At 67.5% G+C, this 26,918-nt stretch carries 28 protein-coding genes; 9 read left to right on the top strand and 19 right to left on the bottom strand.

From position 1 onward, the window contains the following. The first annotated feature begins 3 nt into the window (after window positions 1-3). From CA236_RS00930 to queA, 4 genes are all read left to right on the top strand, one after another. Window positions 4-1,743, top strand: a complete 1,740-nt coding sequence (locus tag CA236_RS00930) for an amidohydrolase family protein (protein WP_125944184.1) — start codon at window positions 4-6, stop codon at window positions 1,741-1,743. Between the two features lies 1 nt (window position 1,744). Continuing rightward, complete coding sequence (locus CA236_RS00925) at window positions 1,745-2,629, top strand: 3-keto-5-aminohexanoate cleavage protein (RefSeq protein ID WP_125944183.1); 885 nt, start codon at window positions 1,745-1,747, stop codon at window positions 2,627-2,629. 101 nt (window positions 2,630-2,730) lie between these two features. Further along, window positions 2,731-4,476, top strand: coding sequence for an amidohydrolase family protein (locus tag CA236_RS00920; protein ID WP_125944182.1), 1,746 nt, complete (start codon window positions 2,731-2,733; stop codon window positions 4,474-4,476). A gap of 137 nt (window positions 4,477-4,613) precedes the next feature. Further along, the gene (gene queA, locus CA236_RS00915; protein ID WP_125944181.1) at window positions 4,614-5,639 is read left to right on the top strand and encodes a tRNA preQ1(34) S-adenosylmethionine ribosyltransferase-isomerase QueA; all 1,026 of its coding nucleotides are present in this window, start codon (window positions 4,614-4,616) and stop codon (window positions 5,637-5,639) included. 12 nt (window positions 5,640-5,651) lie between these two features. Here the strand turns inward: queA and CA236_RS19235 are convergent, their stop codons facing one another. Then, a complete protein-coding gene (locus CA236_RS19235) occupies window positions 5,652-6,257 on the bottom strand; it encodes a TlpA disulfide reductase family protein (RefSeq protein WP_046407835.1) in 606 nt (201 codons plus the stop codon). Between the two features lie 16 nt (window positions 6,258-6,273). Here CA236_RS19235 and argH point away from each other — a divergent pair, with 16 nt between their 5' ends. Genes argH through CA236_RS00885 form a run of 5 tightly spaced genes read left to right on the top strand, consistent with a single transcriptional unit; the run spans window position 6,274 to window position 10,854 of the window. Then, window positions 6,274-7,641 (top strand): argininosuccinate lyase, encoded by a 1,368-nt coding sequence (argH, locus tag CA236_RS00905; protein WP_125944338.1) that lies wholly within the window; start codon window positions 6,274-6,276, stop codon window positions 7,639-7,641. Then, window positions 7,638-7,874 (top strand): hypothetical protein, encoded by a 237-nt coding sequence (locus CA236_RS00900; protein ID WP_046407832.1) that lies wholly within the window; start codon window positions 7,638-7,640, stop codon window positions 7,872-7,874. Before argH ends, CA236_RS00900 begins: the two co-directional genes overlap by 4 nt. A gap of 3 nt (window positions 7,875-7,877) precedes the next feature. Beyond that, window positions 7,878-9,134: a diaminopimelate decarboxylase gene (gene lysA / locus CA236_RS00895; protein WP_125944180.1), complete on the top strand. Its 1,257-nt coding sequence runs from the start codon at window positions 7,878-7,880 to the stop codon at window positions 9,132-9,134. Next, window positions 9,131-9,907: an NAD(P)-dependent oxidoreductase gene (locus CA236_RS00890; protein WP_125944179.1), complete on the top strand. Its 777-nt coding sequence runs from the start codon at window positions 9,131-9,133 to the stop codon at window positions 9,905-9,907. The genes lysA and CA236_RS00890 overlap by 4 nt, the downstream gene beginning before the upstream one ends. Next, window positions 9,904-10,854, top strand: coding sequence for a CorA family divalent cation transporter (locus tag CA236_RS00885; RefSeq protein ID WP_125944178.1), 951 nt, complete (start codon window positions 9,904-9,906; stop codon window positions 10,852-10,854). Before CA236_RS00890 ends, CA236_RS00885 begins: the two co-directional genes overlap by 4 nt. 15 nt (window positions 10,855-10,869) lie before the next feature. On the opposite strand, the gene fliS is transcribed toward CA236_RS00885, so the two are convergent. From fliS to CA236_RS00795, 18 genes are all read right to left on the bottom strand, one after another. Next, entirely contained in the window at window positions 10,870-11,268 is a 399-nt protein-coding gene (fliS, locus tag CA236_RS00880) for a flagellar export chaperone FliS (RefSeq protein ID WP_125944177.1), read from the bottom strand. Then, window positions 11,268-12,767: a flagellar filament capping protein FliD gene (gene fliD, locus CA236_RS00875; protein WP_125944176.1), complete on the bottom strand. Its 1,500-nt coding sequence runs from the start codon at window positions 12,765-12,767 to the stop codon at window positions 11,268-11,270. The genes fliS and fliD overlap by 1 nt, the downstream gene beginning before the upstream one ends. A gap of 71 nt (window positions 12,768-12,838) precedes the next feature. Continuing rightward, complete coding sequence (locus tag CA236_RS00870; protein WP_125944175.1) at window positions 12,839-13,969, bottom strand: flagellar type III secretion system protein FlhB; 1,131 nt, start codon at window positions 13,967-13,969, stop codon at window positions 12,839-12,841. Further along, window positions 13,962-14,735: a flagellar biosynthetic protein FliR gene (gene fliR / locus CA236_RS00865; RefSeq protein WP_046407820.1), complete on the bottom strand. Its 774-nt coding sequence runs from the start codon at window positions 14,733-14,735 to the stop codon at window positions 13,962-13,964. Before fliR ends, CA236_RS00870 begins: the two co-directional genes overlap by 8 nt. A gap of 60 nt (window positions 14,736-14,795) precedes the next feature. Beyond that, a complete protein-coding gene (gene fliQ, locus CA236_RS00860; RefSeq protein WP_046407818.1) occupies window positions 14,796-15,068 on the bottom strand; it encodes a flagellar biosynthesis protein FliQ in 273 nt (90 codons plus the stop codon). 61 nt (window positions 15,069-15,129) lie between these two features. Continuing rightward, a complete protein-coding gene (fliP, locus tag CA236_RS00855; RefSeq protein ID WP_241212446.1) occupies window positions 15,130-16,002 on the bottom strand; it encodes a flagellar type III secretion system pore protein FliP in 873 nt (290 codons plus the stop codon). Beyond that, entirely contained in the window at window positions 15,999-16,268 is a 270-nt protein-coding gene (locus CA236_RS00850; protein ID WP_125944174.1) for a flagellar biosynthetic protein FliO, read from the bottom strand. Before CA236_RS00850 ends, fliP begins: the two co-directional genes overlap by 4 nt. A 9-nt stretch (window positions 16,269-16,277) precedes the next feature. Then, window positions 16,278-16,580, bottom strand: coding sequence for a flagellar motor switch protein FliN (gene fliN / locus CA236_RS00845; RefSeq protein ID WP_046407812.1), 303 nt, complete (start codon window positions 16,578-16,580; stop codon window positions 16,278-16,280). Beyond that, window positions 16,577-17,515, bottom strand: a complete 939-nt coding sequence (locus CA236_RS00840; RefSeq protein WP_125944173.1) for a flagellar motor switch protein FliM — start codon at window positions 17,513-17,515, stop codon at window positions 16,577-16,579. Before CA236_RS00840 ends, fliN begins: the two co-directional genes overlap by 4 nt. A 6-nt stretch (window positions 17,516-17,521) precedes the next feature. Further along, on the bottom strand, window positions 17,522-18,112 hold the full coding sequence (locus CA236_RS00835) for a flagellar basal body-associated FliL family protein (protein ID WP_046407807.1): 591 nt from the start codon (window positions 18,110-18,112) through the stop codon (window positions 17,522-17,524). A 20-nt stretch (window positions 18,113-18,132) separates the two neighbouring features. Next, window positions 18,133-19,908, bottom strand: a complete 1,776-nt coding sequence (locus CA236_RS00830) for a flagellar hook-length control protein FliK (RefSeq protein WP_125944172.1) — start codon at window positions 19,906-19,908, stop codon at window positions 18,133-18,135. Between the two features lie 41 nt (window positions 19,909-19,949). After that, window positions 19,950-20,366, bottom strand: coding sequence for a hypothetical protein (locus CA236_RS00825; RefSeq protein WP_046407803.1), 417 nt, complete (start codon window positions 20,364-20,366; stop codon window positions 19,950-19,952). Further along, window positions 20,359-21,687 (bottom strand): FliI/YscN family ATPase, encoded by a 1,329-nt coding sequence (locus CA236_RS00820; protein ID WP_046407801.1) that lies wholly within the window; start codon window positions 21,685-21,687, stop codon window positions 20,359-20,361. The genes CA236_RS00825 and CA236_RS00820 overlap by 8 nt, the downstream gene beginning before the upstream one ends. A gap of 57 nt (window positions 21,688-21,744) precedes the next feature. Next, window positions 21,745-22,548, bottom strand: coding sequence for a FliH/SctL family protein (locus tag CA236_RS00815; protein WP_125944171.1), 804 nt, complete (start codon window positions 22,546-22,548; stop codon window positions 21,745-21,747). Beyond that, window positions 22,541-23,551, bottom strand: a complete 1,011-nt coding sequence (fliG, locus tag CA236_RS00810; protein ID WP_125944170.1) for a flagellar motor switch protein FliG — start codon at window positions 23,549-23,551, stop codon at window positions 22,541-22,543. Before fliG ends, CA236_RS00815 begins: the two co-directional genes overlap by 8 nt. Continuing rightward, a complete protein-coding gene (fliF, locus tag CA236_RS00805) occupies window positions 23,548-25,266 on the bottom strand; it encodes a flagellar basal-body MS-ring/collar protein FliF (RefSeq protein ID WP_046407797.1) in 1,719 nt (572 codons plus the stop codon). The genes fliG and fliF overlap by 4 nt, the downstream gene beginning before the upstream one ends. A 1-nt stretch (window position 25,267) precedes the next feature. Continuing rightward, window positions 25,268-25,630: a flagellar hook-basal body complex protein FliE gene (gene fliE / locus CA236_RS00800; RefSeq protein ID WP_125944169.1), complete on the bottom strand. Its 363-nt coding sequence runs from the start codon at window positions 25,628-25,630 to the stop codon at window positions 25,268-25,270. Further along, window positions 25,627-26,907: a sigma 54-interacting transcriptional regulator gene (locus CA236_RS00795; protein WP_125944168.1), complete on the bottom strand. Its 1,281-nt coding sequence runs from the start codon at window positions 26,905-26,907 to the stop codon at window positions 25,627-25,629. The genes fliE and CA236_RS00795 overlap by 4 nt, the downstream gene beginning before the upstream one ends. Window positions 26,908-26,918 lie beyond the last annotated feature (11 nt).

Genomic DNA, 26,918 nt, shown 5'->3' with positions numbered 1-26,918 from the left:
ACGATGTACGACCTGATCATTCGGGGCGGCACGATCGTCGATGGATCGGGCGCGGCCCCCACCCGCGGCGATGTGGCGATTTCCGGCGATCGCATCGTCGCGATCGGAACGGTTAGCGGCCCGGCCCGCCGCGAAATCGACGCCACGGGAAAGCTCGTCACCCCCGGCTGGGTCGATATCCACACCCATTATGACGGCCAGATCACCTGGGCCTCGCGGATGGACCCGTCCTCGACGCTCGGCGCCACCACCGTCGTCGTCGGGAATTGCGGCGTCGGCTTCGCCCCCGTCCGCCCGCAGGATCACGACACGCTGATTCGCCTGATGGAGGGCGTGGAGGACATTCCCGGCGCCGCGCTGCACGAAGGGCTGTCGTGGCAGTGGGAAAGCTTCGGCGAATATATGGATGCGGTCGACAAGCTGCCGCACGACATCGACGTCGCCGTCCAGGTGCCGCACGGCGCGCTTCGCGTGTACGTGATGGGCGAACGCGGCGCTAACCGCGATCCCGCGACGCCGGAGGAGAATGAGGAAATGCGCCGCCTCACCGCGGAGGCGATCCGCGCCGGCGCGCTTGGCTTCTCCACCACCCGCACGATGGTCCACCGCACTGCCGACGGCGATCTCACCCCCACCGTGCGCGCCGCGCGCGAGGAGATGGAGGCGATCGCCCGCGGCATCGCCGACGCCGGCTCGGGCGTCCTCCAATGGGTCTCCGATTTCCAGGAAATGGACGAGGAGTTCAGCCTCGTCCGCGACCTCACGAAGATCGCCGGCCAGCCGCTGAGCTTCTCGATGGTCCAGGCCGATGTCGTGCCCAACCAGTGGCGCGAACTGACCCAGCGCCTCGATGCCGCCGTCGCGGAAGGCTATCCGCTGAAGGCGCAGATCGCCGGCCGCCCGGTCGGGCTGATGCTCGGCCTGCAAGGCTCGGTCCACCCCTTCATCAGCCGGCCCAGCTACCGCGAGATCGCCGATCTGCCGCTCGACCAGAAGGTCGCCCGGATGCGCGATCCCGAGTTCCGCGCCCGCCTCATCGCCGAGGCACCGATGAAGGATCATCCCTTCGTCAATTCGGTCGCCGGCGCGCAGCACAAGATGTTCCGCATCACCGACCGCGTGGACTATGAACCCGATCCCTCGACCAGCCTCGCGGCGGAGGCAGAGCGGCTCGGCGTCCACCCCGATGAACTCGTCTATGATGCTTTGCTCGAGGACGAGGGCCGCGCCTTCCTGTTCTTCCCGATGCACAATTACGTCGAGGGCAATCTCGACAACGTCCACGCGATGATCACCAATCCCAACACGCTCTCGGGCCTGTCGGACGGCGGCGCGCATGTCGGCGCGATCTGCGACGTCAGCCTGCCCACCTTCATGCTGACCCACTGGTGCCGCGATCGCACGCGCGGGCCTCTGCTCGACCTCGCCGACACGGTGAAGCAGCAGACCCGCGACACCGCGCTCGCCGTCGGGCTTGCGGACCGCGGCCTGCTCGCGCCCGGCTATCTCGCCGACGTCAATGTCATCGATTTCGACCAGCTCGAACTCGGCAAGCCGTACATGATCTACGACCTGCCCACCGGCGCCCGCCGCTTGATGCAAAAGGCGAAGGGCTATGTTGCGACGATCAAGTCGGGCCAGGTGATCTACCGGGATGGCGAACCCACCGACGCCCTTCCCGGCAAGCTGATCCGCGGACGCCAGCCGGCGCCTGCCCCCTTGCAAGAGGCGGTCGCCGCCTGACATGCCGCCGCTCATCATCGAGGCCGCGCTGAACGGCGCGACGCCGAAATCGCGCAATCCCAACGTGCCGGTCAGCCCGGCCGAACTCGCCAGCGAGGCGCTGGCTGCGATGGAGGCGGGCGCCGCGATCGTCCACACGCATATCGAGCGGATGGACATGACCGGCGACGCCGCGGTCGATCGCTATATGGCGGCCTATGCCCCCGTGCTGGCCGCGCGCCCCGACGCGATCCTCTGGGGCACCGTCGCCACCGGCCCCGATGTGGAGGCGCGCTTCGGCCATTACCGCGGCCTCGCCCGCGCCGGCGTTCGCATGGGCGCGTTCGATCCCGGCTCGGTCAACCTCGGCACCCACGGCCCCGACGGCCTGCCCGGTGCCTCGGTCCTTTACGCCACCACCTATCGCGACATCGCCTGGCTCGCCGATCTCCACGAACAGGAGCGCCTCGGCCCGGCGATCGCCATCTACGAACCCGGCTGGCTGCGCACCACGCTGGCCTATGAACAGGCCGGCCGCCTCCCCGCCGGCACCTTCGTGAAGCTCTATTTCGGCGGCCGCTACAATTTCCTCGACGGCAAGCGCAGCAACGTCACATTCGGGCTTCCGCCGACGGAGAAGGCGCTCGATGCCTATCTCGAAATGTTGGAGGGCTCGTCGCTTCCCTGGGCCGTCGCCGCGATCGGCGATTGCGTCGTCGAAACCGGTCTGGCGAAGCTGGCGATCGAACGCGGCGGCCATGTCCGCGTCGGGCTGGAGGATTTCGGCGGCGAGCGTCGCCCAAGCAATCTCGAGCTGATCGCAGAGGTCTTTGCGTTGGCGAAACAGGCCGACCGCCCGATCGCCACGCCCGAACAGGCAGCCACTCTTCTCGGTCTGCCGCGATGAGGCCGGCCCCGTGTCAGACGTGGCCAATCGTCTCCGCAGACAGGCCAATGTTCTCCGGCAACAGGCCGGACTGACCCCATTACAATTCCAGGAGAGGCCATATGTTCGATCTGTTGGTGAAGAACGGCACGGTCGTCGATGGCACCGGCGCCCCTCGCTTCCGCGGCGATGTCGCGGTGCAGGGCGACCGGATCGTCGCGGTCGGCCAAGTGTCTGGAACGGCACGCGAAACCATCGACGCCGACGGCTGCATCGTCACCCCCGGCTTTGTCGATATCCACACCCATTACGACGGCCAGGTCTCCTGGGACCAGATTCTCGCCCCCTCCTCGATCAACGGCGTCACCTCCGCCGCGATGGGAAATTGCGGCGTCGGATTCGCCCCCGCCCGCGCCGACAAGCACGACTGGCTGATCCAGCTTCTGGAGGGGGTGGAGGACATTCCCGGCACCGCTCTGGCGGAGGGGCTGACGTGGAATTGGGAAAGTTTTCCCGATTATCTCAATGCCTTGAGCGAGCGTGAATATACCATCGATCTCGGCGCCCACATGCCCCATGCAGCACTTCGCGCATACGTCATGGGCGACCGCGGCGGCGACCATCTGGCCCGCCCGACGCAGGGCGAGGTCGATCGCATGGCCACCCTCACCGCCGAGGCGATGGAGGCCGGCGCGCTCGGTTTCTCCACCTCGCGCACCCATGCGCACCGCAGCCGCGATGGCCTCAACATCGGCACGCTGACCGCGGAGGATCCCGAACTGCTCGGCATCGCCGCCGCGCTGCGGCAGACGGGGAAGGGCGTCATCCAGTTGATTTCCGACGCTTATCTCACCGCCGACGATGATTTCGCCGCCGCCGAACTCCAGCTGATCCGCCGCCTCGCCACCACCAGCGGCCGCCGAGTCTCCTTCACCGTGCAGCAGACCGACGACGCGCCCGACCGGTGGAAAAGCATCTATCGCGAGATCGATCAGATGGTCGCCGACGGCCTCCCCGTCAGCGCACAGGTCGCCCCCCGCCCGATCGGCGCGATCCTCTCCTTCGCCTCCACCACCAACCCCTTCGTCGTCGCCCCCACCTACCGCCGCATCGCCGCGCAAAGCGCCAGCGTCGACGCGCGGCTGGAGGCGCTGGCCGATCCGGACGTGCGCTCGGCAATCCTCGCCGAACATGCCGGCTTCCACGCCAGCGAAGGCTTTCTCGCGCTGATCACACGCGGTTTTTCGCGCATGTTCCGGATGACCGATCCGGTCGATTACGAACCGCACGAAAGCCAGTCGATCGCCGCCGAGGCCGCCCGCGCCGGCGTCGATCCCGCCGCCTATGTCTATGACGCACTGATGGAGGAAGGCGGCCGCCGCCTCCTCTACATGCCGCTGATCAACTATGCCCGCGGCAACCTCGACGACGTACACGGCATGATGACCGGCAATCATGTGCTCTACGGCCTGTCCGACGGCGGCGCGCATTGCGGCACGATCTGCGACGGCAGCTTCCCCACCACCACGCTCGCGCTCTGGTCACGTGGCAACAAGGCCGGCCTCAGCACGCCGATCGAATCGCTGGTCCACGGCTACACGCAGAAGAACGCCGCGCACGTCGGCTGGCACGATCGCGGGGTTCTGGCACCCGGCTATCTCGCCGATCTGAACGTCATCGCGCTCGACGACCTCGCGCTCGCCCCGCCCGAGATCGTGCAGGATCTGCCCGCCGGCGGCACCCGCCTCCTGCAACAGCCGCGCGGCTACAAATGGACGGTGAAGTCCGGCGTGCCGACCTTCGCCCGCGGCGAATGGACCGGCCGCACACCCGGCCGGCTGGTGCGCGGCGCCCGCAGCCTGAGCTGAGCCGCCGCCCCTTGCCTTCTGGCCGATGGCCGGCATAGGCGGGCGGCGAAGCTGCTGCCGGCCATGCCGCGCCGGCGTGCGGCTCGTCAGGCGGCCATGATCGCCGCCACCCGCCATGTTGGACAGCGCCGCCAGATATGAACGTCGACCTTTTTGATTTCGATCTTCCACCGGAACGGATCGCGCTTCGGCCGGCGGCACCGCGCGATTCCGCGCGCCTGCTCGTGCTAGACGGCGCCGCAACCCGCGACCGGATCGTGGCGGATCTGCCCAGCGAATTGCGCGCCAACGACATTCTGGTCTTCAACGATACGCGCGTGATCCCGGCCCAGCTCGAAGGAACGCGCGGCGAGGCGCGGATCGGCGCCACGCTGCACAAGCGCGAGGGGCCGCGTCGCTGGCGCGCCTTCATCCGCAACGCCAAGCGGCTTCGCCCCGGCGACACGATCGATTTCGGCGCAGACGTTTCGGCCACCGCGAGCGATCGCGCGCAGGACGGAAGCTTCGCGCTCGACTTCGCCGGCGAGGAGCCGGTCGAACTGCTGCTGGAACGTGCCGGCCGAATGCCGCTGCCACCCTATATTGCGGCCAAGCGACCCACCGATGCGCGCGATGCCGATGATTACCAGACGATGTTTGCGCGCGAAGCCGGCGCCGTCGCCGCGCCCACCGCCGCGCTGCATTTCACGCCTGACCTGATCGCGGCGCTGGACGCAGCAAAGATCGCCCACACCACGCTCACGCTGCATGTCGGCGCGGGCACCTTCCTTCCGGTGAAGGCGCAGGACACCGCCGATCACCAGATGCATGCGGAATGGGGCAGGATCGACGCGCCGACCGCCGATCGGTTGAACGCGGTCCGCGCGTCCGGCGGGCGAGTAATCGCCGTAGGCACCACGTCGCTTCGCCTGATCGAAAGCGCCACCGATGCGGACGGCACGATCCGGCCGTTCGAAGGCGACACATCGATCTTCATCACGCCCGGCTACCGCTTCCGCGGGATCGACGGCCTCCTGACCAACTTCCACCTCCCGCGCTCGACCCTGTTCATGCTGGTATCGGCGCTGATGGGGCTGGAGCGGATGCAGGCGGCCTATGCGCATGCCATCGCGCACGATTACCGCTTCTATTCCTACGGTGACGCCTCGCTGCTCCTGCCCTGACCGCAGGTCGGATCAGCTCGCCGCGATCAACGCCGTCGATTCCGCATCGGCCCAGTCACGCGCGCCACTGACCCGCCACAGCTCGCGCCCGTTAGCGTCGAGCATGATCGTCATCGGCAGGTTCGCCTTGTAGGCCAGGCTCAGGCCGAGCTCGGGATCGACATAGGGCACCAGCCGCGTCAGCCGCTGCTCGGCGAAGAAGGGGGCGACCTTCTCGCGCTGCATGTCCTGGCTGACCGCGAGCACATGCACCTTGTCTCCGGCGATCGCGGCGGCGGCATTCAGACTCGGCATCTCCTTGATGCACGGCGCACACCACGTCGCCCACAGGTTCAGCAGCACCGGCTTGCCGCGGAAATCGGCGAGGCTCGTCTTCTTGCCCGCGGCATCGAAGAAGGTCACCGACGGGGCTGCTTCGCCCTGATGCGTGCGGTCGATCTTACCGGCGACGCTGGCGGCTGACTTGCTGCCGACCGCTCCGTCCGGGGAAACTTCGTCGGGACTGGCGTTGCTCGCCCCTGCGACGTTCGCTTGCTCACCGGCGGGCGTTTGCTTATCGCAAGCCGAGGCTGCGAGCGCAGCCGCAAGGAGAAAGACAGTTCCCGAGCGCGATGACATGAGCGGTTCCAACCAGATGTGGGGCGGACGATTTGCCGAAGGGCCGGCCGCGGTCATGCGCGAGATAAATGCCTCCATACCCTTCGACAAGCGAATGTGGCGGCAGGACATCCGCGGCAGCCAGGCGCATGTCGCGATGCTCGCGAAACAGGGCATCATCGGCGCCGATGACGCCGCGGCGATCGCGCGCGGGCTCGAGACGGTCGAGGCACATTACGAACAGGCTGGCGTTGCCGAGGATCTCGCGCTCGAAGACATCCACATGCAGACCGAGGCGCGGCTGGCCGACGCGATCGGCCCCACCGCCGGGCGGCTGCACACCGCGCGCAGCCGTAACGATCAGGTGGCGACCGATTTCCGCCTGTGGGTGCGCGACGCGATCGATCAGACGCTCGCCGCGCTCACTGCCTTCCAGCGCGCCTTGCTCGACCGCGCCGAGGAACATGCAGCCAGCGTGATGCCTGGCTTCACGCACCTTCAGTCGGCGCAGCCGGTGACGTTGGGCCATCATCTGATGGCCTATGTCGAAATGGCGCGCCGCGACGTCAGCCGCTTTGCAGACGCGCGGGTGCGGATGAACCTGTCGCCGCTCGGCTCGGCCGCGCTTGCCGGCACCGGCTTCCCGGTGGATCGTCATGCCACCGCGGCGGTGCTCGGCTTCGATGGGCCGACGCGCAACTCGCTCGACGCCGTCTCGGATCGCGATTTCGCAATCGAGTACCTGACCTGCGCGGCGCAATGCGCGCTTCACCTGTCGCGGCTGGCGGAGGAGTTCGTCCTCTGGGCCTCGCAGCCGTTCGGCTTCGTCGCGCTCAGCGACCAATGGTCGACCGGCAGCTCGATCATGCCGCAGAAGCGCAATCCCGACGCGGCCGAGCTGGTGCGCGGCCATGCTGGGCGGATCACCGGCTGCCTCGTCAGCCTGATGGTGACGATGAAGGGGCTCCCGCTGGCCTATTCAAAGGACATGCAGGACGACAAGCCGCCGGTGTTCGAATGCCACGACCTGCTCGGCCTCTGCCTCGCGGCGATGACCGGCATGGTCGAAAGCGCGACCTTCCGCACCGATCGCATGCGCGCGCTGGCGGAAAGCGGCTTTGCCACCGCCACCGATCTTGCCGACTGGCTGGTGCGCGAGGCGGGTATTCCCTTCCGCGAGGCGCACCACATCACCGGCCGCGCGGTCGCCCGGGCGGAAGCGACGGGCGTCCGGCTCGACCAGCTGCCAATCGAGGATCTCACCGCCATCGATCCGCGGATCGACGCGCGCGTCTATGACGTGCTGTCGGTCGATGCGTCGGTGGCCAGCCGAACCAGTTTCGGCGGCACCGCACCCGACGATGTGCGCGCCGCGATCCGTGAAGCACGCGAGGCATTGGCATGAAGGCAGTCGTTCTCCTCGCCGGCACACTCCTGCTGGCGGCCTGTGGCTCGTCGCGCGGGTTGCGGCCGGCGGAGGGAGAACATCTGCCCGTCGCTCCTTATGGCGCGACCGCCACGCCAACCCCGGCCGACCTTCTCACCCCCTCGCCGCAAGCCCGTCCCGGCCGCAGCGACGAAGTGCTGCGCAATTCAGAACAGCGCCGCAGCGACGAATTCGACCTCCCGCCAAGGTAAGCAATGGATCATTTCGCACTCGTCAACGGCGAGCTTCACTGTGAAGCCGTCCCGCTCTCGCGCATTGCTGCAGAGGTGGGCACGCCGGTCTATGTCTATTCCGCCAACACCCTGCGCACCCAGGCCCGCCGCTTCCGTGATGGCCTGAAAGACGTGGCGAGGGTCCATCTCGCCTACGCCATCAAGGCGAACCCGAACATCGCCGTGCTGAAGGTACTGGCGAGTGAAGGCTATGGCGCCGACGTGGTGTCCGGCGGTGAAATGGCGCGCGCGCTCGCCGCGGGGATGCCGGCAAAGGACATCGTCTTCTCCGGCGTCGGCAAGACACGTGCGGAGCTGGTCAAGGGGATCGAGGCCGGCATCGGCCAGTTCAATATCGAGCTGGAAGAGGAAGGCGTCGTCCTGGCAGAGTTGGCGGCAGCGCGCGGCAAGACGGCCAGCGCGGTGCTGCGCGTCAATCCAGACGTCGACGCTGGCACCCACGCCAAGATCTCGACCGGCAAGCGCGAGAACAAGTTCGGCGTCGCGATCGACGAGGCCGCGGGCATCTTCGGCCGGCTGTCGCAGCTCGACGGGCTGAACCTGCGCGGCGTCGCGATCCACATCGGCTCGCAGCTGCTGAACCTCGCACCGCTCGAGGCGGCCTTTGAGCGGATCGGCGCCTTCGTCGCCGAGCTGCGCGCCGCCGGGCACACGATCACTCATGTCGATCTCGGTGGCGGCCTGGGCGTCACCTACAAGGACGGCGACGTGCCGCCCGACCCGGCCGATTTCGGCGCGATGGTCGCACGCATCACGCGCGACTGGGACGTGACGCTGATGTTCGAGCCTGGCCGTGTCATCGCGGGCAATGCCGGCGTGCTGTTGACCGAAGTCATCTGGGTGAAGCCGGGTGTCACCAACCCTTATGTCATCGTCGATGCGGCGATGAACGATCTGGCCCGCCCGGCCCTCTACGATGCCTGGCATGATTTCGCGGCCGTTCATCCCACGGGTGAGCGGATGGTCGCCAATATCGCGGGGCCCGTATGCGAGACGGGTGACACGTTCGCCCGCGACCGCGAGATCGATCTGGTAAAGTCCGGCGCTCTGGCCGTTTTCCGCACGGCGGGCGCTTATGGCGCGACCATGGCGTCGACCTACAATTCGCGCCCGCTGGTGCCCGAGGTGCTGGTCGACGGCGATCGGTACGCCGTCGTGGCGGACCGGATTTCGGCCGAGACGATCCTCGCTGCCGAGCGCGTGCCGGACTGGCTGTGACGCTCCACAGCCTGCCGATCTTCGTCCGGCTGAACGGCCGGGCGGTGATTCTGGTGGGCGATGGGGAGGCCGCAGCGGCCAAAAGGCGGCTGCTGGAGCGTGCCGGCGCCGTCATTCTGACCGAGAACGAGCGTCCGGCATCGCCTGGCGACGATCCGCGACTGGCCATCGTCGTGGATGATGAGCCGGCCGTCGCGCGGCTGAAGGCGCGCGGCATCCTGGTCAACGCGGTGGATCGCCCCGAGCTGTGCGACTTCACCCTGCCGGCGATCGTCGATCGCAACCCGGTCCTGGTGGCGATCGGGACGGGCGGCGCATCGGCCGGGCTGGCGGCGGCGCTGCGCCAGCGGCTGGAGGCGCTGCTACCGATGAACCTTGGCCGGCTGGCGGACGCCCTGTACGCGGCGCGCGGCGTGTGGCGCGGGCGCTTTCCGGATGCCACCGCCCGGCGCCGGGCCATCGCTGCGGCACTCGCGCCCGGCGGAACGCTCGATGTGCTGCGCGACTTCGCCGATGATCAGGCACTACCACCCACGCGGGAACCTTCCGATGGCGGGGAACGTCGTGTCGAGCGCATGGTCCTCACCTCCCCCGAACCCGACGATCTGACGCTACGCCAGGCGCGGCTGCTGGCCAATGCCGATCGGGTGACTCACGGCGCGAACGTGCCGTCGGCGATTCTCGATCGTGCCCGCGCCGATGCCGACCGGCTGCCGTGCGCCGTCCCGCCGATCGATCTTCCCGGCCTTACCGTCGATGTGAGAATGGCGTGAGCGGCTTTGGCTATCGCGTCGGTGCTGACAAGGCGGAGAAGGTTTCGGTCCGCGACGCGCTGGCCAGCGATGCCCCGATGGTGTGGGTGCACCTTACTGATACGGCGGAACATGCGCAGGCGTGGCTGCGTGATGAGGCAAGGCTGCCCGACTATATCGTCGATCCGCTGACGGCGCAGGAAACGCGTCCGCGGTGCGATGCGATCGACGAGGGCGCCTTCCTGAACCTGCGCGGCCGCACCGACGAGGAGCTCGATTCCTCCGACATGCTGGCCTCGGTTCGGATCTGGGCCACCAGGGGGCGTGTGATCTCGGTCACGCGAAAGCATCTCTTGGCGACCGACGTGGTCGAACGCGACGTGGCGGGCGGCCGGGTGCGCGACCCCGGTGACCTGATCGCAGCCTTCGCAACGGCCATCACTGGCGATCTCGACCCGGTAGTCGCCGATCTCGGCGACGATCTCGACGATTGCGAGCAGCAGCTCGACGCCAAGAAGGTGTTCGCCCTCCGCCGCAACGTCACGCGGGTCCGGGTGGAAGCGATCAATTACCGGCGCTTCCTCAACCCGCAGCGCGCCGCGCTGGAGCAGATGGCGAAGATGGACGGCGACTGGTTGCAGCCCGATGACCGCGCCCACCTGCTCGCTGCCGCCGATCGTGCCGCGCGGATGGCGGAGGAGGTGGAGGCAATCCGCGAACGATCAAGCCTGATGCACGAGGCGCTGACCGATCTGCGCGCCGAGCAGCTCGATCAGCGCAGCTTGATGATCTCGATCGCGGCGATGGTGTTCCTGCCGCTCACGTTCATCACCGGTCTATACGGCATGAACGTGGAGGGTCTGTGGCTCGCCAAGGAGCCTTGGGCCTTCAACGCTATCGTCGCGCTGTGCGCGGCAATCTCGATCGCGGTCGTCGCCTGGTTCGCCGGACGGCACTGGCTGCGCTAGGCCACCCCCTGCCGGTCAGGCCGCGCGTGCCGCCCGCCACGCTTCTGCGATCTCCGACAGGGTATCCGCTACGTCGCGGAACGGCTTGCCGTCCTGGCCAAGGCTCGCCTCGATCACCTGCTTTCGCGCGCCGCCATAAAGGCGGGCGAGCGTCACGGACACCTCGCCGCCACGCTCGAAATCCAGGTTCGCCTCCAACGCGAACAGGATCGCGGTGGCGCGCGTCACCCGCTCGCTCTTGACCGCGAACTTGCGGTTCTCCGCCGCCCAAGCCGCCACGCGCAGCGCCTGGCACAATTCGTCGTAGAGCAGCTGCACCAGCGCGGGGCCATCCGCGTTGGCGGTACGGCCGGCCAGGTCGATGCGACGGTACGTCTGCGCCGGATCGCGCAACAGGGCGGACGCATAGGCCATCAATTATCGCTCTTGGTCCACGCCTTGATCTGGTTTTCCATGAACGTCTGCGTCGATTTGTAGGCGGCAACGCGCGCGTTCATCGACGCGAATTGCTGGGTCAGCCGCGTCGTCATCTTTTCCTGCTGCAGCGTCAGCTTGTCCTGCTGATCGACCAGGTCGCTCTTCGCCTGATTGTAGCGCGTCGTCGACGCACCCAGGCCATAGAGGGTGCTGGTGGCATTGAGCTTGATCGAGTTCATCGCCGCAAGCGCGCCGGTACCGTCGGACGAGTTGGAGAACATCGCCTCCAGCGCGCCGGGAAACTGGTTGATCGCCTGCGTCAGCCGGTCGGTGCTGACCGACAGGGTGCCGTCGCGGTTGGTCCCGACTCCAATCTCGGCGAGCGTGCGCGGCGTACCCGGCGCGGCGTTCGGCAGGAGGTCACGCAGCGACAGCGACTTCAGGCTGCTCAGCATGTTCTTGGCGCCGGTGTCGCTGCGCAGTTCGCCCGTGATCGGGTCCGTCTGCTTCTTCAACTCGGCGAACACCTGATTGTAGGTGAAGACGAAGTCCTCGACGGCGTTGGTCAGCGCCGCGGTCGGCGTGGACGAGGTGAGCGACACCGGCGCGGTCGAGGTCGACAGCAGGTCCAGCTTCACGCCCTCGACCAGGTCCGTGATGGTGTTGGACGCGCGCTCCACCCGAATGCCATCAACCGTCAGCACGGCGTTGCCGGCCGTGCTGGTGATCTGCATGCCGCTGCCGGTCGGGCCGACCGCGAACTGCGACAGCTTGGTCGACGGGTCGATCGACGTTTCCAGCGTGAACGCCTTGGCGCTGCCCGTGTCCCCCTTCAGCGATAGATAGGCGCGGCCATCGGCATCGGTGACGACGGACGCAGTGACGCCCGCCTTGCGCGCGTTGATCGCGGCGGCGATGGTGGTGATCGACGCGTCCTTCACCTCGATCTCGATCGGATCGCCCACCGCGTCCACACTCGTCATCTCGCCGGTGACAGGATCGAGCACCGCACTGCCGACCTTCAGCACGAAGGTGCCCGATCCCAGGACCTCGGTCTTGCTGGCCACGCTCGCCTTGGACACCGCCGCCTGGCCGGTCGCCAGCCGCTCCACCCCGATGCTGGCGCTGAACCCCGTCAGCTTCGCACCGGTGATCGGTGTGGCGGTCAACACGCCCGGGCTGGAGCTGACCGGCTGCGACTGGAGCGTCCCGCTCTTCACCAGCGTCTCGAGCGCCGTGGTGAAATCGGTGATCATGTTCTTCAGCGTCGATACGCCGGACAATTGCGCGGTCAGTTTATCGGTCCGGGCGGTAATCGCCGCATTCTTGGCGGCGAACTGCGCCTGAACCAGACTGGTGACCAGCGTGTCGGTATCGACGCCAGATCCGGTGTTGAGCGAGGTCAGCAGCGCGCTCGCCGCCGACTTGGTCACGCTCGTCGTGCTGGGCGTCGGGGTCGGGGTCGGCGTGGCGCCGCTGCTGGAGACGGTGGTCATGACGTCGGATTAAACGGCCGCGCGCCGCGAAGATTTAGCGTTTTGCGCCGGACCAGCGGCTGTTCCCTGCCCTAGTGCAGCGCGACGCCATTCTCGTCGAAGCGCGCGCCGACCGGAACGTCGATCGGCGGCAGCGGCGCACCGCCAGCGGCAGCGTTCAGATTGAAGACGAACGCCAGCACCGTCGCGATCGCCATATAAAGGTCATCGCGCACTTCCTGGTTCTCGCGGCTGGTATAATACACCGCACGCGCGAGCATCGGATATTCGAGGATCGGCACCGCCATCTCGCTCGCCAGCTCGCGGATCGCCAGCGCGGTCGCGCCGCGGCCCTTGGCGACCACCACCGGCACCTGGTCGCGTCCGCGATCGTAACGCAGCGCCACCGCAAAATGCGTCGGGTTGGTCAGCACGACATGCGCCTCGGCAACCGCACCGCGGGTGGAGCGGGACAGCATCGCGTGCTGGCGCGAGCGGATCTGCGCCTTCACCTCGGGATTGCCCTCGCTCTCCTTGTGCTCGTCCTTCTGTTCCTGCTTCGACATGCGCAGCTTCTTCATGCGCTGGAACATCTGCAGCGGTACGTCGAGCAGCGCGATCGCGACCAGCCCCATGGACATGACGATCATCAAGGTGGTGAGCGTACCGCCCAGCGCATCAACCGCAGCGCCAAGGTCCGATCGGGCAAGCCCCAGCGTCGTGCGCGCACTGCTCATCAGCAGCCACACGCCGATCGATCCCAGCAGCGCCACCTTGAGCAGCGACTTGCCCAGCTCGATCCAGCCATTCATGCCGAAAATGCGCTTCAGCCCGGAGGCGGGATTGATGCGATTGCCCTTGGGCGCCAGCAATCCGGCGTTGAACTGGAGCGAGCCGAGTGCCGCGGAACTGGCAACGCCAGCCGCCATCACGATCGCGAAGAGCGTCCCGAACGCAGGCAGCAGCTTCCACCCGGCCGCGGCAAGCGGGCGAAACGGCTGGAAATCCTCCACGTCGCCGCGCGTGAACTGGAAGCTTTCCGCCATCACGCCCTTGCACGCGGTGATCAGCATCGGCCCGAAGAAGACGAGCCACGCCACCCCCGCCAGCGCGACGAGCGCCGTTGCGAACTCACGTGATTTGAGGACGTCACCCTTTTTCCGCGCGTCCTTCAGACGCTTGGGTGTCGGGGCTTCTGTCTTTTCGCCGAACTCGTCAGCCAAGTACCAGGCTCCGTGCCGCTTCCAGGCCCTCGCGCACGACGACCAGCATGTAATCCCCCATCGCCGGGAAGGCCGCCGCCATCGCGATGACGCCAACAGCGAGGCTCGCCGGCAGACCGATCGAGAACAGGTTCAGGGCCGGGGCCGACCGCGAGATCATACCGACCACCAGATTAAGGCAGAGTAAAAGGAAGCCGACCGGCAGCGCGAGGAGCAGGCCGGCAAAGAACGCATAACCGCCAAACAGCGCAATATCGCGCAGCTGGGCGGGCGCGAGCCAGGCAGCACCGGGCGGCAGCGCGGTATAGCTGCGCGCCACCGTGTCGACGAGGACGAGGTGCCCGTCGACTGACAGGAACAGCAGCGTCAGCAGGATCGACAGAAACTGGCCGATGGCGGGCGAGGAGCGGCCCGTATTGGGATCGACCATGTTGGCAAAGCCGATGCCCATAGATCCGCCAATGACTTCGCCGGCAATCAGCGGCGCCGCAAAGGCGATCTGGAGGATGAAGCCGAGCGCCAGCCCGACCAGCGCCTCGGCCGCGATCGCCAGAAAGGTCGCGACCGCGAACACCTGCGGCGGCGGTGTCACGTCATGCATCCCCAGCACCAGCACGCCGACCGCGCCCGCTAGGACGACGCGCACCTGTACCGGAACCGAGACATTGCCGAACACCGGCGCCGCGACAAAGGCCGCGCCGACGCGCACCATGACGAAGATCAGCGCCCACAATTGCGGCTCGATCGACAGGCCCAGCCCTAGCATCGCCGCGCCGCCTCGCCGGCCATTGCCGCCGCGTGCAGATCGAGAACCCTCGTCACCGGCCTATCGAACCAAGTCGGGAATGCGTTCGAAGATCGAGACGGTGAAATCGCTGAGCAGCCCCAGGATCATCGCGCCGAAGATCACCAGCGACAGGCCGACCACGATCAGCTTGGGCACGAAGCTCAACGTCTGTTCCTGGATCGAGGTCGCAGCCTGGATCATGCCCAGGATCAGGCCGGAAACCAGCGCAGGGATCAGGATCGGCGCCGCGGCGAGCGCCAGCACCCAGAGCGTCTGGTTCGCCACGGTGAGGAAATAATCTGCGTCTACCATGCTGAATGTCCGACTTCTCACCTGCACCATGCGCTCGGTCGGCGCGGCTTGCGTGATCGCGCTACGTGGCGAAGCTGTTGGCCAGACTGCCCATCGTTAGCGCCCAGCCATCGACCAGCACGAACAACAGCAGCTTGAACGGCAACGAGATGATCGTCGGGCTGAGCATCGCCATGCCCAGCGCCATCAGCACGGTGGCAACGACCAGATCGATAACCAGGAAGGGCAGGAAGATCAGGAAGCCGATCTGGAACGCAGTCTTCAATTCGCTGGTTACGAACGCGGGCAGCAGCACCGAATAGGGAATGTCGTTGGGCGTCGCATACGGGCCCGATTTCGCCATTTCGGCAAACATCGTCACGTCCTTCACCCGCGTCTGCTTCACCATGAACGCGTGGAGCGGTGCGCCGGCGGTCTTGATCAGGTCGGTGCCGCCCATCTGCCCGGCGGCATAAGGCTGGATCGCAGTGGTGTTGATCTGGCTGATCACGGGCGCCATCACGAACAGCGACAGGAACAGGCTGAGGCCGATCAGCACCTGGTTGGGCGGCGTCTGCTGCAGGCCCATCGCCTGGCGCAGGATCGACAGCACGATGATGATCCGGGTGAAGCTGGTCATCATCAGCAGGATGCCCGGCAGAATGCTGAGCAGGCCCATGATGATAAGGACCTGCAGCGACAGCGACATCGAGCCCGAGCCGTTCGGCCCGCCGCCAAGCTGCCCCAGCGCGCGATCCACCGCATCCCCTGCTCCCGGTGCGGCAGGTGCCGGCGCGACCGGCGCGCCCTGTGCCAGCGCAGGCATGGCGACCAGCACCGCAACCAGGAAGGCAAAGGCGATCAACAGCACCTTGCCCCACGGGAACGGCACCGGGCGGCGGTGCTCGACATCGCGGAACAGGGCCGGGCCGTTGCCGACGCGGGTCACGCTCACGAAAAGGTCCTCGGCGCGTCGGCACGATCGACCAGCGTCACCCCGCCGCGGCCGACCGACACCAGCAGCCGCTTGCCCTCGAACTCCACCACCGCGAGCCGCAGCCCCGGCGAGATCATCATCGTCTCCTTGACGTTGATGAGCCGCGTGTCGGTACGACCGGGCATGCGGCTTTCCAGCCGCCGCCACAGGTACAGGCAACCGATCATCAGGCCGCAGACGAGCGGCAGCAACACGATCAGCTTCAGGATATAGGACCACATCATCGCAGATGATCAGCCGCGCTTGTCGGGATTGACGAGCTCGGTCATGCGCACGCCGAAGCGGTCACCGACCGTCACCACTTCGCCCCGGCCGATCAGCGTTCCGTTGACGAACACGTCGAGCAACTCGTTCGCCTGCCGATCCAGCTCGATCACGCTCGATTCACCCAGTGCCAGCAGCTCGCGCAGCGTCAGCTGGGTGGAGCCGATCTCGACCGTCAGCTTGACGTCGACGTCCTGCAGCAGGCGGAAATTCGCGGCGAGGGCGCCATCGCCCATGTCCTTTGGCGGGAAGCCGCCGCTCATGTCGTTCACTGGGTCAATCCTTCGAGAGAAGCGAGCGAGGTCAGTTTGATCGCCGCATGGCCGTTCGACGTCCCCACCGTGCCGGTGCCGAGGCGATCGTTGCCGACCATCACCGGCACGTCCTGGCCGAAGCTGATCGGGATCACGTCACCGGGCTGAAGCGACATCAGCTTGGACAGGCGAATCGTCGGTTCCGCGAGGACCGAGCGCACCGGGAAGCGGATGTTCATTGCCGCGCGGGTCAGCGCCGTCTGCCACAGGGCATCCTCGGCCGCCGCCTTCGCCACGACCTTGCCGGTCAGCGCGGTGCCGTGCGGCTTCAGAGCACTGACGGGATAGACGATGTCGACAAAGGCCGGCTTGTCCTGTCCCGGCGCGATACCGAACCGGGTGACGATCATCGCGTCATCGCCGTCGAAATCGGCGAGCATTGAGGCATTGGCCTCGCACCGCCCGATCGAGAATGACACGCGGGCCAGCGGCTCCCAGGCGGCGGTCAGCGGGCGCGCGATCATGTCGCCCAGCCGCGCGACCATCGCCTCCGCCGCGGGTGAGAATTCGCGCGGCATGTCGGCCGGCGCGGCGCCCGTGCCACCGAAGAACAGGTCGAGCAGCTCCAGCACGAACTCGCCGTCCAGCACCAGCAGCGCGGTGCGATCGTCCATCCCCATCGGCAGCCACGCAGTCAGCCGGTCAGGGCGCTCCGCGCGATAATCGGCGAACCGCTGCACCGCGAGCGGCTCCGCCCAGGCCCGCACCTCTTCGCGCAGCAACGGCTCGAACACGCCGCGCATCCCCCGGGCGAGACGCGCCGAGAGATGCTGCAGCGTGTGCAGGTCGCCGAACGGATTGAGCTTTGCTTGCCCGAGCACGCCGGCCTGAACCGGCCGTGCGCGGGATCGCTCGCGCCGTTCGCGCGGAGGAGAGGACGTGGCGTTAACCATGCACGTTCACTGAACAACGAAATTGGTAAAGTAGACGTTACCAACGCCGCCAAAGCCTTCCTTTTGCTTCAGCGTCGTGTTGATTGCGCCCTCCAGCCGCTTGGCCAGCGCCATCTTCCCGGCGGACGAAAAGACCTGGTCCTCGGTGGTGTCGCCCAGCGTCATCAGGATCGCGGAGCGGATCGCGATATCGTTCGCCTTCAGGTTCTGGATGACCTTCTCATCATACGGCGTCGAGATGGCGATGCCGACCTGGATGAAATGCACCGAATCCTGGAGATTGGCGGTAAACTCCTTTTCCAACGCGTAATAATTGGACGCGTAGGGGCCCGCCGCGCCTTCCGGCGTCGGCTTTTCCTCGCCACCGCCATGCCCGCCTTCGTCGCCCTCTGGCGCGGGCTGGGCACCCTTGGGCACCAGCTTGGGCTTGTTCGGATCTTCCGCATGTGCAGCGCCGACGAGGCCGGATCCGGCCGCATAGAGGCCGGCACCGACCCCCCCGCCGACCAGCACGAGGCCGCCGACTGCCATCACAATGATCTTGCCCAGCTTGCCCTTCTTCTTGGGCGCGCCCTCGGCCTGTTCCTTGTCACTCATTGGTCAAACGTCCCTGGTGTTCACGCGATTCGGTCGTCGTCCCCGCCACCGGCATCGCTGGTGGCGAGATGGGTCGAACGGTTGGATGTGGCTGGCGCGCCGGTCGGCGTGCGCTGCGCCTGTGGCTGCTGCTGATGCTGCTGCCCGGTGCTGCTGCCATCGCCGAGATGCGCCGACAGCTTCAGCCCGCGCGCCTCCGCAAGCTCGACGAGCCGCGGCTGTGCCTCGGCTAGGATCTGCCGGGTTTCGGGGCTCTGTGCGATCATCTGCACCGCGACCGCATCACCCTCGCGGCGCAGCGACACGTCGATCGCGCCGAGCTTGTCGGGCACCAGCCGGATGCTGGTATCCACAGCGTCCAGCGCGTCGCGGATCATCTCGATCCGGCCGATCATCTTCATTGGCCAGTCGTTGCTGGTCATGACGATCGGCGCAGCCGCCATAAGGTCGCTTCCGGCTGCGGCCGACGAAGCAATGCCCACCCATGCGATCAGTCCTTCCGCAGGATCAAGGCGGCGTTCGTCGCGCACTGCCTGGTGAATGGCAGCGGCGAACACCTGCGCCGCCGGCGCGATCGCCGGCACGGCTGCAGGTTGCGGCACGGCCTGAGGCGCGAGCGATGGCACCTGAACCACCGGAGCCGTCGGGGTCACAGCTGAACCGCGCCCCGCCTGGCCCGCGCGGTCCGAGATGATGGTGACTGGCGACAGAAACGGCGCGTCGCTCTCGAGGGCCACCTTCTCCGGAGATTGAACACCGACAGTGACCGGCGGCTCGCCTGCTGCGCCCAAACTGGCGCGAGGAACGGCGGCCGCAGCGATTGGCGCCGTTGAACGCGTGACAGACGCATCGCCCGAAGCCGGACTTGCCTCGACCGTGGCCGCCCGCGGGGTCACGACCGCGTCAACAATCGCCGGCCTGCCAACCAGTGGTTCGACGTTCTCGGTGTCTGCTGCCCCGACCATCAGAGCGCCGCGGACGGCTGGCGTCGCGTTCGCGGCAATCACCGGACGATCAGCTAGCAACGGCGCCATCACCGGATCTGCGTCCGACGCGGCATGCCCCTCGCTGACCTGAGGTGCAGCGACCATGTGGTCCGTCGATTTCAAGGGATCGTCGCGGCCCACCTCATGCAACGCCGCATCTTGAAGCACCGAGGCAGTGGCATGCGCAACCAGCGGCGGCAGCTCCACGGCGGGAAGAGCGACCGACGCCATGAGCGACGCCCTGCCACTGGCAAGCGTGGGCGCAGCCATCTGACCGCCGTCGCCTGCAATCGCGGGCAAGTCGGGCGTAGGAGCCGCCTCGCTCGCCAACGGCGCTGCGCGTTGCGGCAACGCGGCGACGCCCCCAACGGTGGTGGCGGCGGTGTCAACATCTCCGGCACCGGGGATCGCACCCGGCAGCTCAATCGGATCAACCTCGTCAGGCTCACACATCAGGAACGGCAGCGGCGCTGCAATCGCGGCCGTCGCAGCAGCGCCACGGGTCACCGGCGGCTCAACCCCTGCCGCATCGAACGACGGCGGCAACACGTCACACATTGGCATCGCGAGCCACGGCGCAAGCGCTTCGCCGTGCGACAGATCCTCGCTGCCGGGGCTTGCCGGCAAGGTCTTGCCGCCTGCCGCCTCGGCTTGCCGCGTGCCGCCGGTACCCGGTTCGATCATCGGCGCCATCTGCAACAACGACGCGAACAGCGCCGCCTCAGCCGGCATCGCCGCGCCCCGTCCCGCTATCGGCACCGACAGCGCGCCAGCCACTGGAGCCTGAGAATGGAAGGAGATCAACGTCATCGCGGCAGTCGGTCACTCGTCGTGAAGAACCGACCTAATGATCAGCAAGGATCGTGCCGAACCTTGCGCGTCGGAGGCGCATCTTGCAGCGCCCGGATGGCGCGCAGCGCCGCCTCTGCCTCGCCACGCGCGATCAATTTTTCGACCGCACTCTGGTCGCGCTTCGCCGATCGCGTGGCTTCGCTCGCGCGGTCCGCTTCCGCCGCCGCCGTCCGCACGCGGTTCTCGATCACCTCGGCATTGCGGTGCAGCTTCTCGCGATAATGCGCCATCGCCGCAAAGGAAACGGCAGCGCCCGGCCCTTCTCCCGGCGCCACGGCGGAGGCGAGCTGTGCGATCCGCTGCGACAGCGCGGTCTCGCTCGCGACCTGCTCATGCGCACGGCTTTCCGCCGCCCGCGCCATGCCCAGTTGCAGCGTGCGCACGCGGTGGAGGCGCTGGAGCTTCTTGTTATCCATCGCCGAAGACGCCGGTCAGCTCGGTCACCGCATCGTCCAGCGAGACGCTGGCGTCAGAATCCTGCCGGATGAACTCCATCACTGCCGGGTGATAGGCGATCGCCGCATCGATCGCGGGATCGGCGCCAGCGCGATAGGCCCCCATCAGCACCAGATCGCGATTCTCCTCATAGGTCGCCAAATGCCGGCGCAGAACGCGCGCGGCCTGAACATGCGCCTTTGCCGCAATGTCGGTCATCACGCGGCTGACCGACTTCGACACGTCGATCGCGGGATAGACGGCATGTTCGGCCAGCGCGCGGCTCAACACGATATGGCCGTCGAGGATCGAACGGGCGGAATCGACCACCGGATCATTGCCGTCATCGCCATCGGCCAGCACCGTGTAGATCGCGGTGATCGCGCCGCCGGTGTTCACATCCGTCCCGGCGCGCTCGATCAGGTTCGGCAGCATCGCGATTGCCGACGGCGGATAGCCGCGCGCCGACGCCGGCTCGCCCAGCGCGAGCCCGATCTCACGCCCGGCATGCGCCACGCGGGTCAGCGAATCCATGATGAGGAGCACGTTCTTGCCCTCGTCACGAAACGCCTCCGCAATCGCAGTCGCGCGAAGGGCGCCGCGGATGCGCAGCACCGGGGAATGATTGGCCGGCACCGCGACGACCACCGAACGCTGGCGCGCCTCCCCCGCCACCTTGGTCTCCAGGAAGTCGGCAACTTCGCGGCTGCGTTCGCCGATCAGGCCGATGACGATCACGTCCGCCTTGGCCGCGCGCACCATCATGCCCAGCAGCACCGACTTGCCGACGCCCGAACCCGCCATGATGCCGACGCGCTGGCCCTTGCCGATGGTGAGAAGCCCGTTGATCGCGCGCACGCCGACATCCAGCGGCTCGAGCACGCGGCCACGATCGAGCGGCGACTGGAGCTTGCCGGCCAGCGGCCAGCGGCCGGCGCCGCGGATAGGACCCAGCCCGTCGATCGGATTGCCCGCGCCGTCGACCACCCGGCCGAGCAGCGCCTCGCCCACTTCCGCCTCGCCCGGCGCGCCAGTCGGGCGCACCGGCATCTGCGGCAGCAGCGCGGCGGGGCCGCCAAGGTTCATCAGAAGGGTGCGGCCATTGCGAAAGCCGATTACCTCCGCCTCCACACCGACACCCGCATCACCGATGCGGCAGACCGTGCCGACCGGCAGCGTCAGCCCGACCGCCTCCATCAAAAGGCCGTCATAGGACGCCAGCCGCCCCGCGACCTTCGGCGCAGGCCGGAAATCGGCATTGCCCAGCGATTCCAGATAATCGGCAGTGAAGCGGTGGAGCATCTACTATCCTGGAAAAAAGCGGCCCGTCCAAATGGTCGCTGCCAGCGAGCGGACGGGTCAGAGCGCGGGAACGGCAACCTTCTCGAGCGTGCTGGTCAACTGTTCGAGCCACAGGTCAGGGCCATCCTCGACAATGGTGGAAGCCGCCTCGAGCACGAAAGACCCGCGCCCAAGCGACGCGTCACCGACGGAAAAGATCGTGTCGGGAAGGCGTCCGTCCAGCAGCGCGACATCGTCCGGGTGCACGCGCAGGATGGCGCTTTCCGACTGGTCGGCCAGCAGATCCGACGCCGCTTCCACCCGCCGGGCGAGCAGATCGCCCGAAATGCCGACCTGGTCGATCAGCCCGCTGACAAGGTGCAACACCGTCTGGCGCAGCTGCGCGGCGGTCCGCTCGCGATCGACGCGCTGGTCAGAGCGAAGCGCCGCAAGGATCCCCTGCACTAACGCCAAGTCACGCTCGACCGACGCGGCATATTCGGCCCGGGCAGCAGCATAGCCGGCATCAAAACCGGCCTGATGCGCCTCCGCCAGCCGATCGATCATCGGCACGTTCGCCATCGCGGCGACGACCGGATCGACGTGCGCCGTTTCGTCCAGAGCCTCAGCAGCCGCTGCCTCGGGGTGATCCTCTGCCCCATCCGCCATGCCATGCGGTTGCGACGAGGCGCAGAACGCCTCCTCGATCCGCGCGATCATGTCACCGGGCGAGAAGCCCGGCGCGCGTTCGGCAAACACCCGCTGCAGGCGAAGCGCGGCATCATCCTGGCGCGGCGCGAAGCCGGCGACGAACACATTGGCCCCTGTCCCCGACGTGGCTGTCCCCGACGTGGCCGTCCCCGACCTGGCTGCCTCAGACATAATCGTCCTCGCCCCCACCCATCATGATCGTGCCATCCTTGGCGAGCGTACGGGCAATGGCGATGATCGCCTTCTGCGCATCGAGCACTTCCGACAGGCGCATCGGACCACGCGCTTCCATCTCGTCGCGGATGCCGTCGGCCGCACGGGCAGACATGCAGCCGAGGAAGCGGTTGCGCGCCGCCTCGTCCACGCCCTTCAACGCGCGGGTCAGGATGTCGCTGTCGATGTTGCGGATCAGCGTGCCCAGATTCTTGTCGTCCATGTCGAGCAGATTGTCGAAGACGAACATCGCCTCCTCGATCGCCCGTGCGGTTTCCTTGTCCAGCTTGAACAGCTTGGGCATGACGCGCTGCTCGGTCGCCTTGCGTGCGCCCTGCAGGATCTTCGCCGCCTCGCGCGTACCGCCCAGCTTCACCTGCGTGCCCTGCGCAGCGCTCACCGCACGGCTGCCGATCATCGTCTTCAGCGTCTCGACCGCTTCGGGCGTGATCGGGCCAAGCTTCGCGATCCGGTGCAGGATCTCGGGTTGCGCCGCGTCGGGCAGCAATTCCAGCACCTGCGCCCCGACCGCCGGGTCGAGGTTGGCGATCAGCAAGGCGCAGACCTGCGGATGCTCCTTTTCGATCATCGCCGCGATGTCGGTCGCATCCAGCCAGTCGAGCAGCTCGATCTCGCATGCCGCTTCCGGCGGGGTGATGCGCGCGAGCACGCTTTCCGCCTTCTCCTGACCCAGCGCGCGGTGCATCACCGCCTCGATCTTGGGCTTGGGGTCGAAGGTGATGCCGGTCCGCTCACGCGCGCGCCCGACGAAATCGTCCAGCACGCCCTCGACGTCCGCCTCGCTGACATCGGCGACGGTGTACATCGCACGGCCCAGCTCGCGCACCTCGTCGGGCTCGAGCTTCTGGAGGATCGCCGCGGCCTCCTCCTCGCCCACCAGCATCATCAGCACCGCGGCACGTTCGGTACCGGTAAAAGTGCGCAGCGCGATCTCGCTCACTGCGCGGTCGCCTTCATCATGTCACGCACCGCCAGCGCAGCGCGCGCCGGATTGTCGCGGGTGAAGCCGCGAACCTTGCCGATCCGCTCGTCGTAATTGCGGCTCGCCTCGATTTCGTCCAGCGTCACCGGCGGTGCCACGGCGATCTCGGCGGCGCCAATCGTGCCCTCCATGCCGTCACCGCTGCCCTCGCCGCCCGCGGCAAGCATCGCGCGCGACGGTGCCTCCGCCTCTTCCTTCTTCTTCATCAGCGCCTTGGCGAGCGGGCGCACGCCCAGCAGCAGGACCAGCAGCGCGATCAGGATCGCGGTCACGTTGCGCGCAATCACCGGCATCCAGCTATTGTCGTACCAGGCGGGACCATCGCTCGCGCCCTCGCCTTCACCGGCGAACTTGCGGCTGATCACCGTTACCTGATCATTGCGCCCCTGATCATAGCCAACCGCGGAGCGGACCAGCTGGGTGATCTGGTTGATCTCCATCGCGGTGCGCTTGCCCTGTTCAGGCTCGCGCAGCAGCACCGCTACCGACAGGCGCTTGACGCCCCCCGGTGCCGCCCGCGTCACCGACACCTCGCGGCCCAGATCGTAGGAGCGGGCGAACTGATCGGATTGCTTGTTCGGATTGGGCGCCGGGCCGCCAGCGACCGGCTGGCCCGGAGCGACGGGCTGACCGTTCGCGCCCGTCGCGGCCTGCGGCTGCTGCAATGCTGCGGCGGGCGGCGGCGTGTTGCTCAGCGCGCCGGGGATGCCGCCGGGTGCCTGGCTGTCGGGCGCCTGGTTGCCGGTCCAATTGCCGGTTTCGGCGCGCAGCGCGCCTTCCTTCTCGTAGCTTTCGCGCGTCGCGGACGTCTCGTCCATGTTGACGTCGGCCTGCACCTCGGCGGTGAAGTTGCCCGCGCCTACCAGCGGCGTCAGCAGCTGGATCAACTGCGTGCGGTACTTTTCCTCCACCTGCCGCTGCAGCGCAATCCGCTGCTCGGTGCCGCTCTGCCCCATGCCGCCCGGCTTGGAGAGCAAACCGCCCATCTGGTCGACGATCGTCACCGCCTCGGGCTTCATGCCCGGCACCGATGAGGCGACGAGGTTTATGATCGACTGCACCTGCGCCTCGCTCAACGCACGGCCACCCTGCAGCTTCACCACCACGGAGGCCGAAGGCTGGGCATTATCGCGCACGAACACGCTGGATTCCGGCATCGCCAGATGAACGCGCGCCTCGGTCACGACATCGATCTCCTGGATCGATCGCGCCAGCTCCGTTTCGCGCGCCTGGCGCAGCCGCTCGCCCTCGACGGCGCGGCTCACGCCCATCGGCAACTGATCGAGGATCGCGTAGCCGCCCGGCGCTGCCTTGGGCAGGCCCTGGCCCGCCAGCAGCAGGCGCGCGCGGGAATAATCCTCCTCGTTCACCGTCACCGCATCGGTCGCTTCGTCGATGTGGCTGGTAATGCTCGCCGCGGACAGCGCCTGGGTGACGGCCGCCTTGTCGGCGTCCGGCAGCCCCGAATAGAGCATCTTCTGCGGCGGCGTGGACAGCGCCGACCATGCCAGCGCCGAGGCACCGATCAGGCTGACCATCAGCGCCATCGGGCCGGCACGGCGCACCGCGGGCTGTGCGAACACGCCCTGGATCTGCTTCAGCGGGTTCGCGAAGCGCTCCGGGATCACCGAGTTCGGCTGGCCGGGGTTCGTAGGGGCAAGTGCGTTAGCCATATCAGACCGGCATGCTCATGATGTCCTTGTACGCGGACAGGATCTTGTTGCGGACTTGCAGCGTCGCCTCGAAGCCGACCGAGGCCTCCTGCCGGGCAAGCATCACCTTGGCGATGTCGACCGTCTCGCCACGCTCATAGGCTTCGGTCAGCGCGGAGGATTTCTGCGACTGCGCGTTCACCGATTGAAGCGCGCTTTCCATCGTCGCGGCAAAACTTCCCGCCTGCTGCGCGCCGGAGGCGGGCGCACTCTCCGCCACCGCGACGGTCGCATTCGCCCGGCTCAGCGCAGCGTTGCGCTCCAGGATCTGGGCACGCAGCGCCATCACCCGGTCGACCCCGCCTACACCACCAACACCGCTCATGCCGTCAGTCTCCGATCATGCGGCGCGGCGATCTCTTCACCCTGCTCGCGCGCCTTCGCGAGACGGTAACGCAAGGTTCGTTCCGAAATGCCGAGGCGGCGGGCAGTTTCGATACGATTTCCGCCGCACGCCTTCAAAGTCTCGCGGATCGCGGCAAATTCCGACAGCTGGACGACCGACCCGAGCGTCGTGGCCCCCGGTGCCGCAGGCTCATCGGCAAAGACGAACGGGCGCGGCGCGCTGGCGCGATCGAACAGGATGTGATCGGCCTCGATCGTCTCGCCACCGCAGAACAGCAACGCACGCTGGATGACGTTTTCCAGCTCGCGCACGTTGCCGGGCCAATCATGCGCGACCAGCTTGGCGATCGCCTCGTGCGAGGGCCAGGGAACCACCGCGCGAACGCCGGCATGGCGCAGGATCATCGTCGCGGCGAGCGCCGGCACGTCCTGCGCACGATCCGCCAGCGCCCGCGTGGTGAGCGGAAACACCGACAGGCGGTAGTAAAGGTCGGCGCGGAAGCGGCCGGCGGCCACCTCTTCCTGAAGGTCGCGGTTGGCGCAGGCGACGACGCGCACGTCGATCGGCACCGGATGCGTCGCGCCGATCGGAACGACTTCGCGCTCCTGCAGGACACGCAGCAGCTTGGCCTGCAGCGGCAGCGGCATCTCGGCGATTTCGTCGAGCACGATCGTGCCGCCATTGGCCGCGCGGAAGAAGCCCTCGCCCCCCGACGACGCGCCCGTGTAGCTGCCCTTCACATGGCCGAACAGCATCGCTTCCAGCATGGTTTCGGGCAGCGCGGCGCAATTGATCGCAATGAACGGGCCGTCCGCGCGCCCCGAATTGCGATGGATCGCACGCGCCAGCACTTCCTTGCCGGTGCCGGTCGGCCCGTTGATCAGGACGGTGATGTCGGCAGCGGCAACGCGCTCGGCCAGCGCGAACAGCGCCAGCGTCTCGGGATCGGCGGCGGTGGGAAGCTCGGGGCCGCCCGCCAGTGCGCGGGCAAAGGCATTGCCGACCACCGAATCGGCATGATCGAACCGCAGCCGCGCGGGCGCACCATCGCGAAACGGCGTCACCTGCGGCGCGCCGCGCGACAGGATGACGGTGCGCGCCGGCACGGGAGAGGCCTCGCCCTCGGCCACCAGCCACGCAGTATCCGGCTGCGGGCGCCCGGACGGCGCGGCAACGACAAAGCCCTGCGCGCGAAGCGAGGAAACCAGCGTGACATGCGTATCGGCAACAGCAGCGGACGGAACGATCGAGCGCAAAACTTTTCCCC

The organism is Sphingomonas sp. ABOLG (genome assembly GCF_003950435.1).
GTDB classification, from domain to species: Bacteria; Pseudomonadota; Alphaproteobacteria; order Sphingomonadales; family Sphingomonadaceae; genus Sphingomonas; species Sphingomonas panaciterrae.
Note: the sequence above shows the minus strand (reverse complement) of the source record. Positions and strands in the feature narration are given on the sequence as shown.